This is a genomic window from Pseudomonas sp. GM41(2012) (assembly GCF_000282315.2).
Taxonomy (GTDB): Bacteria; Pseudomonadota; Gammaproteobacteria; order Pseudomonadales; family Pseudomonadaceae; genus Aquipseudomonas.
This window is the reverse complement of the sequence record NZ_AKJN02000007.1, coordinates 211,162-227,172: the sequence shown is the minus strand read 5'-3', so window position 1 is coordinate 227,172 and position 16,011 is coordinate 211,162. Positions and strand designations below refer to the sequence as shown.

General features: G+C 59.6%; 14 protein-coding genes. 5 read left to right on the top strand and 9 right to left on the bottom strand.

The window, feature by feature from the left end; all coding sequences use genetic code 11:
• Positions 1-82: 82 nt before the first annotated feature.
• The 3 genes from pstA to PMI27_RS13455 form a co-directional block, all read right to left on the bottom strand.
• Entirely contained in the window at positions 83-1,753 is a 1,671-nt protein-coding gene (gene pstA, locus PMI27_RS13445) for a phosphate ABC transporter permease PstA (RefSeq protein WP_008150052.1), read from the bottom strand.
• Between the two features lie 15 nt (positions 1,754-1,768).
• Positions 1,769-3,802 carry an ABC transporter permease subunit gene (locus PMI27_RS13450; protein ID WP_177327867.1) on the bottom strand — a complete coding sequence of 678 codons (2,034 nt, stop codon included), beginning with the start codon at positions 3,800-3,802 and terminating at the stop codon, positions 1,769-1,771.
• Between the two features lie 502 nt (positions 3,803-4,304).
• The gene (locus PMI27_RS13455) at positions 4,305-5,306 is read right to left on the bottom strand and encodes a phosphate ABC transporter substrate-binding protein PstS (RefSeq protein ID WP_008150049.1); all 1,002 of its coding nucleotides are present in this window, start codon (positions 5,304-5,306) and stop codon (positions 4,305-4,307) included.
• A gap of 187 nt (positions 5,307-5,493) precedes the next feature.
• Here PMI27_RS13455 and PMI27_RS13460 point away from each other — a divergent pair, with 187 nt between their 5' ends.
• Both PMI27_RS13460 and PMI27_RS13465 read left to right on the top strand, forming a co-directional pair.
• Positions 5,494-6,552 carry a helix-turn-helix domain-containing protein gene (locus PMI27_RS13460; protein ID WP_008150047.1) on the top strand — a complete coding sequence of 353 codons (1,059 nt, stop codon included), beginning with the start codon at positions 5,494-5,496 and terminating at the stop codon, positions 6,550-6,552.
• Positions 6,549-7,040 carry a hypothetical protein gene (locus PMI27_RS13465; protein WP_008150044.1) on the top strand — a complete coding sequence of 164 codons (492 nt, stop codon included), beginning with the start codon at positions 6,549-6,551 and terminating at the stop codon, positions 7,038-7,040. The genes PMI27_RS13460 and PMI27_RS13465 overlap by 4 nt, the downstream gene beginning before the upstream one ends.
• 18 nt (positions 7,041-7,058) lie before the next feature.
• On the opposite strand, the gene PMI27_RS13470 is transcribed toward PMI27_RS13465, so the two are convergent.
• Positions 7,059-8,357, bottom strand: coding sequence for an MFS transporter (locus PMI27_RS13470; RefSeq protein ID WP_008150042.1), 1,299 nt, complete (start codon positions 8,355-8,357; stop codon positions 7,059-7,061).
• Positions 8,358-8,718: 361 nt separating this feature from the next.
• On the opposite strand from PMI27_RS13470, the gene PMI27_RS13475 reads away from it, so the two are divergent.
• Both PMI27_RS13475 and PMI27_RS13480 read left to right on the top strand, forming a co-directional pair.
• Positions 8,719-9,123, top strand: coding sequence for an acyl-CoA thioesterase (locus PMI27_RS13475; protein WP_003177184.1), 405 nt, complete (start codon positions 8,719-8,721; stop codon positions 9,121-9,123).
• Between the two features lie 57 nt (positions 9,124-9,180).
• Positions 9,181-10,080 (top strand): D-hexose-6-phosphate mutarotase, encoded by a 900-nt coding sequence (locus tag PMI27_RS13480; protein ID WP_008150038.1) that lies wholly within the window; start codon positions 9,181-9,183, stop codon positions 10,078-10,080.
• Positions 10,081-10,164: 84 nt separating this feature from the next.
• On the opposite strand, the gene PMI27_RS13485 is transcribed toward PMI27_RS13480, so the two are convergent.
• The 5 genes from PMI27_RS13485 to PMI27_RS13505 all read right to left on the bottom strand — a co-directional run bounded on the left by PMI27_RS13485 (position 10,165) and on the right by PMI27_RS13505 (position 13,979).
• On the bottom strand, positions 10,165-10,701 hold the full coding sequence (locus tag PMI27_RS13485; RefSeq protein ID WP_033053433.1) for a DUF3299 domain-containing protein: 537 nt from the start codon (positions 10,699-10,701) through the stop codon (positions 10,165-10,167).
• An 89-nt stretch (positions 10,702-10,790) separates the two neighbouring features.
• A complete protein-coding gene (locus PMI27_RS13490) occupies positions 10,791-11,036 on the bottom strand; it encodes a GlsB/YeaQ/YmgE family stress response membrane protein (RefSeq protein ID WP_008030708.1) in 246 nt (81 codons plus the stop codon).
• Between the two features lie 107 nt (positions 11,037-11,143).
• Positions 11,144-12,226 (bottom strand): 5-(carboxyamino)imidazole ribonucleotide synthase, encoded by a 1,083-nt coding sequence (locus PMI27_RS13495; protein WP_008150034.1) that lies wholly within the window; start codon positions 12,224-12,226, stop codon positions 11,144-11,146.
• Positions 12,227-12,237: 11 nt separating this feature from the next.
• A complete protein-coding gene (gene purE / locus PMI27_RS13500) occupies positions 12,238-12,729 on the bottom strand; it encodes a 5-(carboxyamino)imidazole ribonucleotide mutase (protein WP_008150032.1) in 492 nt (163 codons plus the stop codon).
• A 332-nt stretch (positions 12,730-13,061) separates the two neighbouring features.
• Positions 13,062-13,979 (bottom strand): LysR substrate-binding domain-containing protein, encoded by a 918-nt coding sequence (locus tag PMI27_RS13505; protein WP_008150030.1) that lies wholly within the window; start codon positions 13,977-13,979, stop codon positions 13,062-13,064.
• Positions 13,980-14,159: 180 nt separating this feature from the next.
• Between PMI27_RS13505 and aspA the strand changes: the two genes are divergently transcribed.
• Positions 14,160-15,584, top strand: a complete 1,425-nt coding sequence (gene aspA / locus PMI27_RS13510) for an aspartate ammonia-lyase (RefSeq protein ID WP_008150027.1) — start codon at positions 14,160-14,162, stop codon at positions 15,582-15,584.
• The last annotated feature ends 427 nt before the right edge of the window (positions 15,585-16,011 follow it).

Below are 16,011 nucleotides of genomic sequence, written 5' to 3'. Positions count from 1 at the left end.
TTGTAGGAGCAAGGCTTGCCCGCGATGGCGTTTTCGAGATCGCCATCGCCAGCAAGCTGTGCTCCTACAGGGAGCGGCGGTATTAGCTATCCAGCGCCTTGTACTTCTCGCGCAGGTGGTTACGGATGTACACCGCCGACAGGTTCAATGTCGCGATCACCAGCACCAGCAGCAGCGCCGTGGCGTAAACCAGCGGCCGCGCGGCCTCGACGTTCGGGCTCTGGAAGCCGACGTCATAGATGTGGAAGCCCAAGTGCATGATCTTCTGGTCCAGGTGCAAGTACGGGTAGTTGCCATCCACCGGCAGCGATGGCGCCAGTTTCACCACACCCACCAACATCAGCGGCGCCACTTCACCGGCGGCGCGAGCCACGGCGAGGATCATGCCGGTCATCATCGCCGGGCTGGCCATCGGCAGTACGATCTTCCACAAGGTTTCAGCCTTGGTTGCGCCGAGGGCCAACGAGCCTTCGCGCACGGTGCGAGGAATCCGCGCCAGACCTTCTTCGGTGGCCACGATCACCACCGGCACCGCCAGCAGCGCCAGGGTCAGGGACGCCCAGAGCAGGCCTGGCGTACCAAAGGTCGGCGCCGGCAGTGCTTCCGGGAAGAACAACCGGTCGACCGAACCACCCAGCACATAGACGAAGAAACCCAGACCGAACACGCCGTAAACGATGGCCGGAACGCCCGCCAGGTTGTTCACCGCGATGCGGATCAAGCGAGTCATGGTGTTCTGTTTCGCATATTCACGCAGATAAACCGCGGCCAGTACGCCAAACGGGGTCACGATCATCGCCATGATCAACGTCATCATCACGGTGCCGAAAATCGCCGGGAAGATCCCGCCTTCGGTGTTCGCTTCACGTGGGTCGTCGCTCAAGAACTCCCAGACCTTGCTGAAGTAGAAGCCGATCTTGGTGAAGGTGTTCATGGCGTTCGGCTGATAGGCGTGAACCACTTTGCCGATACCGATTTCGATCTCTTTGCCGTTCGCGTCGCGGGCCGTCAGGCTGTCGCGGTTGAACTGGGCGTGCAGGTCGTTCAGGCGTGCTTCGATGTCCTGATAACGAGCGTTCAGTTCGGCACGCTCGGACTCCATGTCCGCTTGTGCGGTAGCGTCCATCGTACCGGTCAGTTCCAGTTTGCGACCGTGCAGACGGACGCGCTCGAGGCCGGCGTTGATCGCGCCAATGTCGGTTTTTTCCAGGCTCTTGAGCTGTGCGGCGAGCTGGTTGACGCGAGCGACACGGGCCTGCAGCTCAGGCCATGCAGCTTCGCCTTCAGCGATGACCTTGCCGTCCTGTTTGACGTTGACCAGGTAGCCGTAGAAGTTGCCCCACTCGCGACGCTCGATGGTCATCAACTCGGGCGGCGTCTTCTGGTTAGTCAGCCACTCGCCGACGATCCAGGTGAAGTCGTTGCCGTTCAGGTCACGGTTGCCGACCTTGATCAGCTCGCGGGTCATGAACTCCGGGCCCTGATCGGGCACCGGCAGGCCAGCGCTTTTAAGGCGCTCGCGCGGCACTTCTTCTTTCTGCACCACTTCGCCGATGACGAGGTGATTGGCCTGGCCCGGCACGTCGTAACTGGCGTGCACCAGGTCCGCCGGCCAGAAATGGCCCAGACCGCGCACGGCAATCACTGCCAGCAAGCCAATGGTCATGATGACCGCGATGGACACCGCGCCACCGCTGATCCAGACGCCAGGGGCGCCGCTCTTGAACCATCCTTTCAGGGAGTTCTGTTTCACAGACTTCTACCTTTCTTAAAGCGACGAGTATTTCTTGCGCAGACGCTGACGAATCAGTTCCGCGAGGGTGTTCATGACGAAGGTGAACAACAGCAGCACCAGCGCCGAGAGGAACAGCACGCGGTAGTGGCTGCCGCCGACTTCCGATTCGGGCATTTCCACCGCAACGTTGGCCGCCAGGGTGCGCAGGCCTTCGAACAGGTTCATTTCCATGACCGGGGTGTTACCGGTGGCCATCAGCACGATCATGGTTTCACCGACCGCACGGCCCATGCCGATCATCAGCGCCGAGAAAATACCCGGGCTGGCGGTGAGGATCACCACGCGAGTCATGGTCTGCCATGGCGTGGCGCCGAGGGCCAGGGAGCCGAGGGTCAAACCGCGAGGCACGCTGAACACGGCGTCTTCGGCGATGGAGTAGATGTTCGGGATCACCGCAAAGCCCATGGCCAGACCGACCACCAGTGCGTTGCGCTGGTCGTAGGTGATGCCCAGGTCGTGGGAGATCCACATGCGCATGTCGCCGCCGAAGAACCAGGTTTCCATGTACGGGCTCATGTACAGCGAGAGCCAGCCCACGAACAGGATCACTGGAATCAGAATCGCGCTTTCCCAACCCTCCGGCACTTTCAGGCGGATGGACTCAGGCAAGCGGCTGAAGGTGAAACCCGCTACCAGAATGCCAATCGGCAAGAGCATCAGCAGGCTGAAGATGCCCGGCAGGTGCCCTTCTACATAAGGTGCGAGGAACAGGCCGGCGAAGAAACCGAGGATCACCGTCGGCATCGCTTCCATCAGTTCGATCACCGGTTTGACCTTGCGGCGCATGCCCGGGGCCATGAAGTACGCGGTGTAGATGGCAGCGGCGACGGCCAGTGGAGCGGCCAACAGCATGGCGTAGAACGCGGCTTTCAAGGTACCGAAGGTCAGCGGTGACAGGCTCAGCTTGGGTTCGAAGTCAGTGTTGGCGGCGGTCGATTGCCAGACGTATTTAGGCTCGTCGTAGTTCTCGTACCAGACCTTGCTCCACAACGCGCTCCAGGAAACCTCTGGGTGCGGGTTGTCGAGCAGCAGCGGTTGAATCTTGCCGCCCGCCTCCACGATCACCCGGTTGGCCCGTGGCGACAGGCCAAAGATGCCTTGGCCATCGACCACCTGGTCCACCAGCAAGGTGCGGTGGGCGGTGCTGTGGAACACGCCGAGCTTGCCGGACGCATCAAGGGCGATGAAGCCTTTGCGACGTTCTTCAGCGGTGATTTCAACGATCGGCGCAGTGCCCATCTGGAAATTACGAATCTGCTTCAGACGCAGTTCGCCATCGTGGTCGCGGGCCATGAACCACTGGGCCAGACCACCCTTGGAATCGCCAAGGATCAGCGAGATGCCACCCACCAATTGAGTACTGGCAGTGATTTGCGCTTCGCCATCATCCAGCAGCTTGTAGCGACCATTGAGGCTCTTGTCGCGCAGGCTGAACACGTCGGCCTGGGCGCGACCGTTAATCACGTACAGCCACTGCTGACGCGGGTCGACGAAGATGTTCTTCACCGGCTCAGTCATTTGTGGCAAATCGATGCGCTTCTGCTCGTTGGTGACTTCGCCGGTCATCATGTTTTCTTCGCTGGTGAGCGACAAAACATTGAGTTGCGAACCGGTGGAACCGACCAGCATCAGCGTCGTATCGGTCGCGTTGAGGCTGACGTGCTCAAGGGCTCCGCCCGCCTCGTTCAACGCGATCGGCGTTTCGCCGTACGGGTATTCAATGGCTGGCGAGATGGTTTTCTTGCCGTCCGGGTAGCTGACTTTATAAGTGTGACGGAATACCAGCGCCTGGCCGTTGGACAAGCCCACCGCCACCAATGGATGGCCCGGTTGGTCTTCGCCGATGGAGGTCACGGTAGTGCCGGCCGGAATCGACAGATCGACCCGCTTGAGTTCAGCGCCACTGTCGATATCGAAGAACAGGGCCTGGCCCTTGTCGGAAACCCGCATGGCGACCTGGTTCTGTTCTTCCAGGGAGATCATCAACGGCTTGCCGGCGTCTTGCATCCAGGCGGGTGTGATGGCGTCCTTGGCGGTCAGGTCGGCGCCCTGGAACAGGGGCGCGACAACGTAGGCAAGGAAGAAAAAGATCAGCGTGATCGCACCGAGAACGGCGAGGCCGCCCACGAGGACGTACCAGCGGGTCAGGCGATCTTTGAGCGCGCGGATGCGGCGCTTGCGTTGCAACTCAGGCGTATTGAAGTCAATTCGCTTGGGGGGATTTGTAGTCATGGTGGAATTGGCCAGATCATTCATTCGCACACCCTAGCGATCCTGTATGACAGAAAGATGACAATGCAGTGACGCAACAAATCCGCCGCCAGCGGGAACTGGCAGCGGAGCGAAAATTTGGGGAGGCCGGATCACCTGCGTGGTAACCCTGAGCCGTTGTAGGAGCAAAGCTTGCTCGCGATTGCGGACTGTCAGTCACATCTTTGTTGAGTGTGCTGACGCCATCGCGGGCAAGCCTTGCTCCTACAGGTCCGGGGCGCGCCCCGGACCTACGGTTTTACTTTTTTGCGACTTCAGCGCCGCCTTCCTGCAGACCCAGGTCAGCCAGTGCTTTTGCAGCAACCTTGGCTGGCAGCGGGATGTAACCGTCTTTCACCACAACTTCCTGGCCCTGTTTGGACAGAACCAGTTTCACGAACTCGGCTTCCAGCGGGGCCAGAGGCTTGTTCGGGGCTTTGTTGACGTAAACGTAGAGGAAACGCGACAGCGGGTACTTACCGTTCAGGGCGTTTTCTTCGGTGTCTTCGATGAAGTCAGTGGTGCCTTTCTTGGCCAGAGCCACGGTCTTCACGCTAGCGGTCTTGTAGCCGATGCCTGAGTAACCGATGCCGTTCAGCGAGGAGCTGATCGACTGCACGACCGAAGCCGAGCCTGGTTGTTCGTTGACGTTTGGCTTGTAGTCGCCTTTGCACAGGGCTTCTTCTTTGAAGTAACCGTAGGTGCCGGATACCGAGTTACGACCGAACAGCTGAACCGGCTTGTTGGCCAGGTCGCCGGTCACACCCAGGTCGCCCCAGGTTTTAACGTCGGCTTTGGCGCCGCACAGACGAGTCGAGGAGAAGATCGCGTCGACCTGTTCCATGGTCAGGTGCTGGATCGGGTTGTCTTTGTGAACGAAGACAGCCAGGGCGTCCACGGCAACCGGGATTGCGGTTGGCTTGTAGCCGTACTTCTGCTCGAAGGCAGCCAGTTCGGTGTCCTTCATCTTGCGGCTCATCGGGCCCAGGTTAGAGGTGCCTTCAGTCAGCGCAGGTGGCGCAGTGGCGGAGCCAGCGGCCTGAATCTGGATGTTTACGTTCGGGTATTCTTTTTTGTAGTTCTCAGCCCACAGGGTCATGAGGTTGGCCAGGGTATCGGAGCCGACGCTGGACAGGTTGCCCGACACACCAGTGGTCTTGGTGTAGCTCGGGATAGCAGGGTCAACAGCGGCAACCGCGTTGGCAGTCGCAACGCCAGCAGCGACAAAAGTCATTGCCGCCATCAAACGCTTCAGTTTCATGCCTTACTCCTAGCAGATAGGTGTGTTAAGTCGGGGCCAAGTATCAGCAGGCCGTGTGAACACTCTATGGCTGAAATATGACAATTGGATGAAAGGCCAGCATTCGAAAGACAGAAACACCGAGGCAATGAATCAAGGTTGACAAATCACAATCGAAAGATAGTCTTGTCAACCACGAGAGGAACCAATGATCAACGACCGAATTCGCCGCGCTCGCCTTCTGCGAGGCATGTCCCTGGAAGCCTTGGCGCACCAGCTTGGCGACATCACCAAGCAAGGCCTGAGCAAATACGAGAAAGGGTTAAGTACCCCGAACTCCTCTCGCGTGCTGCAACTGGCCAAGGTGCTGCAGGTCAGTCCTGAGTACTTCTTTCGTGCGGAAGCCGTGCCTCTTGCGCCGCTGGAGTTTCGTAAACGTGCCAAGATGCCCAAGTATCGCCAGGTTCAAGTCGAAGAACAGATTCGTGAACACCTTGAGCGCTACATTGCTCTGGAAGAATGCTTTGACCCGGTAGACATCCAGACTCCGGCCACCCCTGCGCAAATGCTGCCGGTCTCCTCTATTGAGGAGGCTGAACACGCTGCCGAGGCACTACGCGAATATTGGGGAATTGGTAGCGATCCAATTTCCAACCTGACCGAGCAACTGGAAGAACACAGCATCAAGGTCGCGATGCTCATGGGGCCGGATGACTTCGACGGGGCCTGCGCCGCTACCGGTGATGGTCGCCACGTCTTGATTGCACTAAATGCCGAGCGCCCAGGCGAACGAATACGCTTTACCGCAGCACATGAACTCGGTCACTGGGTCATGCAATTACCCGACGACATGCCCGAGCGTGAAAAGGAAAACTGCTGCCATCGCTTCGCTGGCGCGTTCCTCTACCCGGCTAAAGGTGTCACCAGTGACTTCGGTAGCCACCCTCGCTCACGCGTCCATCCCCGCGAGTTGCTCATCGCCAAGCGTCAATATGGGATCTCGATGCACGCCGCTCTGCGACGCCTCAAAGATTTGAAGCTGCTCAGCGATGGGGGCTACAAATCCGTCACCATTCAATTCAGCGCGAACGGCTGGCGCAAGGCCGAGCCTGAACCCTTGCCATGCAAACCACCACAACGTTTCGAATCGTTGGTGTTCTGGGGGTTAGCGGAAGGGTTGATCACCAAATCCCGTGCAGCCGAACTTCTACGCAAACCAGTGAGCGCTCTTGACCCCAATTTTCTGGGCTCACTGGAGAGTGCATGAGTCTGATCTACATCAGCGATACGAATATCTGGATCGACTTCAGAAATGCCGGACTGCTGGAGCAGATGTTCAGACTGCCATTCACTCTTTGCTGCACAGATTTCGTACTGCATGAGCTCGAAGATTTCCCCCATGACGAATTACTCGGACGGGGGTTGATTGTTGAGTCCTTCGACGAGTCAGGGGTTACCAGGCTGTTCACTCTCAAAATAGAGCACAACAACAGCTCATTGGCCGATGTGTCGTGCTACCTGCTCGCACAAGAGACAGGTCGGCCGTTGCTCACTGGAGATGGCAAGTTGAGGCGTCAAGCGCAGAGGGATGGGTTACAAGTGCATGGTGCACTCTGGTTGCTCGATTTGATGGTGGAACATCAGGTCATTCAACCGAAGAACGCCGCGGATGCTCTGGACCATATGCTTGAGCATGGAGCACGTTTACCGGCGGGCGAATGTGGAGCAAGGCTTTCGCACTGGCGAAAGCCTTAACAACTGGCGGTTTTAGCGTTATCGACCCTTCTTCCAGAGGTAGGCACCCACCAGAACCCCGACACCGCAAATGATCGCTACGTAATACGCAGGCCCCATCGGGCTTTCCTTGAGCAGCAAGGTGACTACCATCGGCGTCAGGCCGCCGAAGATGGCGTAGGCCAGGTTGTAGGAGAACGACAACCCGCTGAAGCGCACCACCGCCGGGAAGGCTTTGACCATCACGTACGGCACCGCACCGATAGTGCCGACCAGCAAGCCGGTCAAGGCGTACATCGGGAACAGCCAGTCCGGGTGGTTGAACAGGCTGTGGTAGAAGGTCCACGAACTGATCAGCAGCGCAGCACTGCCGAACACGAAGACACGTCCCGCGCCGAAGCGGTCAGCCAATGCACCGGAGGCGACGCAGCCCAGGCTCAGAAACACAATCGCCAGGCTGTTGGCCTGCAACGCGGTGGTTGGCGAGAAGTGGTAGACGGTCTGCAGCACGGTCGGGGTCATCAGGATGACCACGATGATGCCGGCGGACAGCAGCCAGGTCAGCAGCATGGAAATCAGGATCGCCCCGCGATGGTCGCGCAACACGGCGCGCAGCGGCACTTCTTCTGCCAGGGCCTTGCGCAGTTGCAGCTCGGCGAATACCGGCGTCTCGTGCAACCAGCGGCGCAGGTAAACCGAGAACAGGCCGAATACGCCACCCAGCAGGAACGGAATCCGCCAGGCGTAATCCGAGACTTCGACCGGGGTGTAAATGCTGTTGATCGCGGTGGCGACCAGCGAGCCCAGCAGGATACCGGCTGTCAGGCCGCAGGTCAGGGTGCCGCAGGCGTAGCCGATGTGCCGCTGCGGCACGTGTTCGGAAACGAATACCCACGCGCCCGGTACTTCACCGCCAATTGCGGCGCCTTGAATCACCCGCATCAGCAGCAACAGGATCGGCGCCCACATGCCGATCTGCGCGTAAGTCGGTAGCAAACCCATGATCAGGGTCGGCACCGCCATCATGAAAATGCTCAGGGTGAACATCTTCTTGCGTCCCAGCAGGTCGCCGAAGTGCGCCATGACGATGCCGCCCAGCGGCCGCGCCAGGTAGCCGGCGGCAAAGATCCCGAAGGTCTGCATCAAGCGCAGCCACTCGGGCATGTCGGCCGGGAAGAACAGCTTGCCGACCACCGTGGCGAAGAACACGAAGATGATGAAATCGTAAAACTCCAGCGCACCGCCCAGGGCAGACAGCGACAAAGTCTTGTAATCGCTGCGGGTCAGCGGACGTGCGGATTGAGTGGACGGCGCGATGCTCGAGGGCGCTGTGGTCATGGCAAGGCTTCTCTTATAGTCGGATCTGCAACCCCAACAACGCTGGCTGAGGCTTGGGCAGGTCCGGCACGATAGCAAATTGTTCGAAAAAGCACATAGAGGTGCGTATTTGACGGTCGAAATGAGAACCGGACGGTCGTCTCGGAGTCTACCGATCGATATACTCGCAATCTTGCGACAGCTTGCAAGGGTTGCTGTGCGAAGACGCTGCTGGCTCTACCAGTCGATTTCGCAGAGTTTCCCTTTAGGCGCCTTACGAAAAACGTGACGAACGTAGTATGTTCGGGGCTGAATCGTTTTTCCTTGAGACGGCTATTCACCGAAGTACCAATGAGAGTCACGGGTCAGAGGCACCCCCGGCATGATAGAGCTCGAACAAGAAGATCCAATCCCGCAAGGCGACCTGGCCCTGCAAATTACCGCGCTTCCCCGCGAAACCAACGGCTTTGGCGATATTTTCGGCGGTTGGCTGGTGTCGCAGATGGATTTGGCCGGCACCGCAATGGCCAGCAAAGTAGCCGGTGGCCGCGTGGCTACGGTTGCGATCGACCGCATGGCGTTTCTGGTTCCGGTAGCGGTGGGTGCCCAGCTCTCCTTCTATACCCAGGCGCTGGAAATCGGCCGCAGCTCGATTCAGATGATGGTCGAAGTCTGGAGTGACGATCCGCTGTCCAGCGAATGGCGCAAAGTGACTGAAGCCGTGTTTGTGTTCGTCGCCATCGACGGCAGCGGTCGCACCCGTTCGGTTCCGCCTAGAGCTCGTTAAACACTGCGACCTTTCTGCGGTCCATTGCAGTCATTGTTCCTGATCGAGAGTTGCCCCATGAGCACGCCCAACGTTGAAGCTGTGAAACTGGATGAACTGAACTGCTGGCGCATCCGCCACGGTCAGGCCGAATTGCTGGTTGCCCAGCAAGGCGCGCACATCCTCAGTTATCAAGTGGCCGGGGAACCGCCGCTGATCTGGCTCAACGACGAGGCAGTGTTCAAGACTGGCAAGAGCATCCGCGCCGGGGTTCCGGTGTGCTGGCCGTGGTTCGGCAATCTGCCGCGCAACCCGCAGAGCGTTCAGGCCATGCGCGTCAGCAATGAAGCGCCGACCGCCCACGGGCTGGTAAGGGCAATGGACTGGGAACTGGGCGGCATTGAAACCGAGGGCGAAAGCCTGAAGGTGGAGTTTGTTCTGCCTTACCCTGAAGGCGGCTTGCCAGGCTGGCCGCATAAAGTGGATTTGAAGCTGAGCATTCGTCTGGATGAGCAACTGCATATCAGCCTGACCAGCCATAACCAGGGCGCTGACAACGTCACCATCAGCCAGGCGCTGCACAGCTATTTCGCGGTCAGCGATGTACGCGAAGTGCATGTCGAAGGGCTGGATGGCTTGAATTACATCGAAACCCTGGACGACTGGAAAACCGTCACTCAGACCGGCGATCTGCGTTTTGCCGGCGAGACCGATCGTATCTATCTCAATACCCCGGCGAAGCTGAGCATTGTCGATCCGGCCTGGGAACGGCGCATCGAGCTGACCAGCAGCGGTTCACGCTCGGCGGTGATCTGGAATCCGTGGATTGAACGCGCCGCGGCGTTCAGCGACATGGCCGACGATGGCTGGCAGCGCATGCTGTGCATTGAAACGGCGAATGTGATGGATGATGTGGTGACGCTGGCGCCGGGTGCGAGTCATACCCTGGGTGTCAGCATCGGCAGCAAACCGCTTTAAAAGCATCGCGGGCAAGCCTTGCTCCTACAGGGCAGTGCATATCCTGTAGGAGCAAGGCTTGCCCGCGAATGGATCTACCCAACGCTACAAATCCGACTCCTTGACCACCCGCACCTTCGCCGCATCCAGCGCATACGCCGCATCAGCCAGGTCGTTGTTGACCTTCTCGACCTTCAGTGTGCCGGTCACCCACAGCGGCGTGTAGATGTCATTCAACTTCAAACCTTTCGGATAACGCACCAACACCAATTGATTAGGGGGTGGCGGCGGCACGTGGATGCAGGCGCCCGGATACGGCACGAGGAAAAACAGCGTGCTGCGGCCCTGGGCGTCGGATTCCAGCGGCACCGGATAACCACCGATGCGGATGTTCTTGTCGTTCATCGACGGCACGGTTTTGGTCGAATACATCACCGCCGGCAAGCCTTTGCTCTGCTTCATGCCACCTTTTTCGGTAAAGGTGCCATTGGCTTCGGGGGAGTTATGGTCGATTTCGGGCATGGCCTCGAGGGCTTTCTGGTCCGACTTGGGCATCAGTTCGAGCCAGTCGGTTTCCGGCAGCTCGCCGGCATGGGCAAGGCCCGAGCCCAATAAAAGGAAAGTCAGTAAAAGACGGCGCATGAAGGTGCTCGGCAAAGGAGAGGACGGTGCAACGCCGAGCATTCTAGCCCTCTCTGCGTGCGGCGCAGAGGGGGCTTTGTCGCTTTGGATCAGTTCTTTTTGATCAAGCCGTAGATCACCAGCAACACCACCGCGCCAACCAGCGCACCGATGAAGCCTGCACCTTGACCGGCCTGGTAGATGCCCAGAGCCTGGCCGCCATAAGTGGCCGCCAGCGAACCGCCGATACCGAGCAGGATGGTCATGATCCAGCCCATGCTGTCATCGCCCGGTTTCAGGAACCGGGCCAGCAGGCCGACGATCAAGCCGATAAAGATGGTTCCGATAATTCCCATGGCATTTCCCTCTGATTGGTTTGGCTATGCGAAAGCCTAGTCAGACTTCTGCATCCTGCCATGAGAGAACGGCGGCCCCTGAATGGTTCCGCCGCTGCCACATGAAACTATTCGGCGATGAGCGCTTCGACCTTGAGGATCTGCGCGGCCAGCGTTTCGCGGTTTGCACAACGCAGGTTGGCGTGACCGACCTTGCGACCGACCTTGAACGCCTTGCCATAGTGATGCAGATGGCAATCGGCGATGGCCAGGACTTTCTCGGTCTCCGGCACTTTACCGATGAAGTTGAGCATCGCGCTCTCGCCGACCTTGGCCGTCGACCCCAGCGGCAGACCGGCAACGGCCCGCAGATGGTTTTCGAACTGGCTGCACTCGGCGCCTTCAGTGGTCCAGTGCCCTGAGTTATGCACACGCGGGGCGATCTCGTTGGCCTTGAGGCCACCGTCGACTTCAAAGAACTCGAACGCCATCACGCCAACGTAATTCAGCTGCTTGAGCACACGGCTGGAATAGTCTTCCGCCAAGGCTTGCAGCGGGTGGTCGGTGCTGGCCACGGACAGTTTGAGGATGCCGCTGTCGTGGGTGTTGTGAACCAGCGGATAGAACCTGGTTTCGCCATCGCGAGCGCGCACGGCAATCAACGAGACTTCACCGGTAAACGGCACGAAACCTTCCAACAGACAGGCCACGCTGCCCAGTTCGGCGAACGTACCGACCACGTCTTCAGGCTTGCGCAGGACTTTCTGGCCTTTGCCGTCGTAACCCAGGGTGCGGGTTTTCAGCACGGCCGGCAGACCGATGGAAGCCACGGCCGCGTCCAGATCGGCTTGCGATTGAATGTCGGCGAACGCCGGGGTGGGAATCCCCAGGTCCTTGAACATGCTCTTCTCAAACCAGCGATCACGGGCGATGCGCAGGGCTTCGGCGCTCGGGTAGACCGGGACGAATTGCGAGAGGAACGCGACGGTTTCGGCCGGGACGCTTTCGAACTCGAACGTCACCAGATCGACTTCATCGGCCAGCTGACGCAGGTGATCCTGATCACCGTAATCGGCCCGCAGGTGTTCGCCCAACGCGGCTGCGCAAGCATCCGGCGCGGGGTCCAGGAAAGCGAAGTTCATGCCCAGCGGAGTGCCCGCCAGCGCCAACATGCGACCCAACTGGCCGCCACCGATTACACCGATCTTCATCGTCAACAACCTCAGGCGATGCGTGGGTCTGGATTTTCCAGGACGCTGTCTGTCTGCTCAGCGCGGAATTTTTTCAGCACCGCGTGGAACTGCGGGTGCTTGGCGCCGAGAATGCTCGCCGAGAGCAGCGCTGCGTTGATCGCACCGGCCTTACCGATGGCCAGGGTGGCGACAGGAATGCCCGCGGGCATCTGCACGATGGACAGCAGCGAATCGACGCCCGAGAGCATCGACGACTGCACCGGCACGCCCAGCACCGGCAAGTGGGTCTTGGCCGCACACATGCCTGGCAAGTGGGCCGCGCCGCCGGCACCGGCGATAATCACCTCGATGCCCCGCGCCTCAGCCTCTTCGGCGTACTGGAAGAGCAGGTCCGGGGTGCGGTGGGCAGAGACCACTTTCACCTCGTAAGGAATGCCGAGCTTTTCCAGCATATCGGCGGTGTGGCTAAGGGTGGACCAATCGGACTTGGAGCCCATGATCACGCCAACCAGTGCACTCATCGTCGTGCCTCTTCTCTCTGGGCGCCCGCAGGCGCGTCAAAAAACAACAAGCCACGCAAAATGCGTGGCTTGATTGTACGAATTATGGCCGGACGAACCGGCCGAAGGCCGCGCAGTATACCTCAATGAAGCAGATAAACAGCCCCCATAGCGACCATCTGTCATTCGACGCAAAGCGCCGGTTTTATTGACTCGGAGGTCAGCGAAAGAACAACACAAATCCCCTGTGGGAGCGAGCCTGCTCGCGATAGCGGTCGTCCATCCAACATTGATGCTGACTGACACACCGCCATCGCGAGCAGGCTCGCTCCCACATTTGATTTTCAGCGGTCTCAGGATCCGGTTGTGCCTTGGGCTGCGCCGCCTTCCAGTTTGCGCCACAGCAACCGCACATTCGCCTTGCGCACCAGTGCGCAGCGGTACAGACGAATCTCCAGCGGCACATGCCATTGCGGGCCGCCGCACACCACCAGTTCACCCCGAGCCAGTTCGGCGCGCACGCTGAGCCGCGGCACCCAGGCAATGCCCAATCCTTCCAGCGCCATGCTTTTAAGGCTGTCGGCCATGGCCGTCTCATAGATGGTGGTGAAGCGCAGCGCGCGTTGGCGCAGCAGCATGTTCACCGAACGCCCGAGAAATGCACCGGCGCTGTAGGCGAGCAGCGGCACACTGCCTTCGCCTTCCAGATCGAACAGCGGCTTGCCCTCGGCGTCCGCCGCGCAAACCGGGAGCATTTCGGTATTGCCAAGGTGCAGCGACGGAAAAATTTCCGGGTCCATCTGCATCGCGGCATCCGGGTCGTAGAACGCCAGCATCAGATCGCAACCGCCTTCGCGCAGGGCATGCACGGCATCACCGACGTTGGTCGCCACCAGGCGCGTCGCGATGTTCAGGCCTTCATTACGCAACTGCGCGATCCAGCGCGGGAAGAAACCCAGCGCCAGGGAGTGAGCGGCGGCGACCTGCATCACCTCGCCCTGCCCGCCTTCCAGGTGATGAAGGTGACGCAACACTTCACCGAGCTGCTCGACCACTGTGCGCGCGGTGACCAGAAACAGCTGCCCCGCCGCCGTCAGTTCGATCGGCGTGCGCGAGCGATTGACCAGGGTCAGCCCCAGCGCGGCTTCAAGGCTGCGGATCCGTCGACTGAATGCCGGCTGAGTCACGAAGCGCCGTTCGGCAGCCTGGGAGAAGCTGCGGGTGGCGGCCAGGGCACTAAAGTCCTCCAGCCATTTACTTTCAAGGTTCATCACGGCCTCCCGGACACGCACCAATTTAGGTCACACGCTCGCCGCAGACACGGCGTCACATGGGCATTATGCCGAATGTGCATAGGCTAGTGTTTAACAGCATTGGCCCAAAATTCTCCACAAGCCTAGCATTTGCAGTGTTCCGGCACAGACCGGGTCCATATCGAGATGATTTCTATCATGTCCTCCGCTGCATCTTTCCGCACAGAAAAAGACCTGCTTGGCGTACTCGAAGTACCTGCTCAAGCGTATTACGGCATCCAGACCCTGCGAGCGGTGAACAACTTCCGTCTCTCCGGCGTTCCGATTTCGCATTATCCGAAGCTGGTTGTCGGCCTGGCGATGGTTAAACAAGCCGCCGCTGACGCCAACCGCGAGCTGGGTCACCTGAGCGAAGCCAAGCACGCTGCCATCAGCGAAGCCTGTGCACGTTTGATCCGCGGCGATTTCCACGAAGAATTCGTCGTGGACATGATTCAAGGCGGCGCTGGCACTTCAACCAACATGAATGCCAACGAAGTCATCGCCAACATCGCGCTGGAGGCCATGGGTCACCAGAAGGGCGAATACCAATACCTGCACCCGAACAACGACGTGAACATGGCGCAGTCGACCAACGACGCCTACCCGACCGCGATCCGTCTGGGTCTGCTGCTGGGTCACGACGCGCTGCTGGCCAGCCTCGACAGCCTGATCCAGGCGTTCGCTGCCAAAGGCCAAGAGTTCGCTCACGTCCTGAAAATGGGCCGTACCCAACTGCAAGACGCCGTGCCGATGACCCTCGGCCAGGAATTCCGCGCATTCGCCACCACGCTGGGCGAAGACCTGGCCCGTCTGAAGACGCTGGCCCCGGAACTGCTGACCGAAGTGAACCTGGGCGGCACCGCGATCGGTACCGGCATCAACGCCGACCCGCGTTACCAGCACCTGGCCGTTGAGCGTCTGGCGCTGATCAGCGGTCAACCGCTGGTTCCGGCCGCCGACCTGATCGAAGCCACCTCCGACATGGGCGCCTTCGTGCTGTTCTCCGGCATGCTCAAGCGCACCGCGGTCAAGCTGTCGAAGATCTGCAACGACCTGCGCCTGCTGTCCAGCGGCCCACGCACCGGCATCAACGAAATCAACCTGCCAGCGCGTCAGCCAGGCAGCTCGATCATGCCAGGCAAGGTCAACCCGGTTATCCCGGAAGCGGTCAACCAGGTAGCGTTCCAGATCATCGGCAACGACCTGGCCCTGACCATCGCAGCCGAAGGCGGCCAACTGCAACTGAACGTGATGGAGCCGCTGATCGCGTTCAAGATCTTCGACTCGATCCGCCTGCTGCAACGCGCCATGGACATGCTGCGCGAGCACTGCATCGTCGGCATCACCGCCAACGAAGAGCGCTGCCGCGAACTGGTCGAGCACTCGATCGGTCTGGTCACCGCGCTGAACCCGTACATCGGCTATGAAAACGCCACCCGTATCGCCCGTATCGCCCTCGAAAGCGGCCGCGGTGTGCTGGAACTGGTGCGCGAAGAAGGCTTGCTCGACGACGAAATGCTCGCCGACATCCTGCGCCCGGAAAACATGATTGCTCCGCGTCTGGTTCCGCTTAAAGCCTGATCCGACGTGTTATTTGTAGCACCGCTCACCAGGTCGAGGGACTAGACACCTCTCACCTTTTGAGGGCTTGGGGATTTGTTCCCCAAGCCCTTTTTTTTAACTTTTTGGCAGATAGCAAACATGTCTGATACCGCAAAGATCGCAGCCTTCGGCAGCTCCTACAGTTGAAATGCGTTCCTCTGTAGGAGCTGCCGAAGGCTGCGATCTTTTGATTTTGCAGTACCTCGTTTCGATGCTTGCACCACAACCGTGCAGACGGACGGCACGCTCATCGGTATAGTGCCGCCCCTCTTCGCGTGAGCGGTCGTCGGTAACGAGGCCCAAACCCATGCGAAACCCGAACTAATAACAAACCCGCAAAATGAAATCGGGACGAACCTTCGCCTCACCTGTTTTGCCGCGTGCAATCCGGTGTAACGCGATATTT

Coding starts and splice junctions, on each gene's coding strand:
- PMI27_RS13450 (WP_177327867.1), bottom strand. CDS start 3,802: ATGCAAGACGCCGGCAAGCCGTTGATGATCTCCCTGGAAGAACAGAAC.
- PMI27_RS13455 (WP_008150049.1), bottom strand. CDS start 5,306: ATGAAACTGAAGCGTTTGATGGCGGCAATGACTTTTGTCGCTGCTGGC.
- PMI27_RS13460 (WP_008150047.1), top strand. CDS start 5,494: ATGATCAACGACCGAATTCGCCGCGCTCGCCTTCTGCGAGGCATGTCC.
- PMI27_RS13465 (WP_008150044.1), top strand. CDS start 6,549: ATGAGTCTGATCTACATCAGCGATACGAATATCTGGATCGACTTCAGA.
- PMI27_RS13470 (WP_008150042.1), bottom strand. CDS start 8,357: ATGACCACAGCGCCCTCGAGCATCGCGCCGTCCACTCAATCCGCACGT.
- PMI27_RS13475 (WP_003177184.1), top strand. CDS start 8,719: ATGATAGAGCTCGAACAAGAAGATCCAATCCCGCAAGGCGACCTGGCC.
- PMI27_RS13480 (WP_008150038.1), top strand. CDS start 9,181: ATGAGCACGCCCAACGTTGAAGCTGTGAAACTGGATGAACTGAACTGC.
- PMI27_RS13485 (WP_033053433.1), bottom strand. CDS start 10,701: ATGCGCCGTCTTTTACTGACTTTCCTTTTATTGGGCTCGGGCCTTGCC.
- PMI27_RS13490 (WP_008030708.1), bottom strand. CDS start 11,036: ATGGGAATTATCGGAACCATCTTTATCGGCTTGATCGTCGGCCTGCTG.
- PMI27_RS13495 (WP_008150034.1), bottom strand. CDS start 12,226: ATGAAGATCGGTGTAATCGGTGGCGGCCAGTTGGGTCGCATGTTGGCG.
- purE (WP_008150032.1), bottom strand. CDS start 12,729: ATGAGTGCACTGGTTGGCGTGATCATGGGCTCCAAGTCCGATTGGTCC.
- PMI27_RS13505 (WP_008150030.1), bottom strand. CDS start 13,979: ATGAACCTTGAAAGTAAATGGCTGGAGGACTTTAGTGCCCTGGCCGCC.
- aspA (WP_008150027.1), top strand. CDS start 14,160: ATGTCCTCCGCTGCATCTTTCCGCACAGAAAAAGACCTGCTTGGCGTA.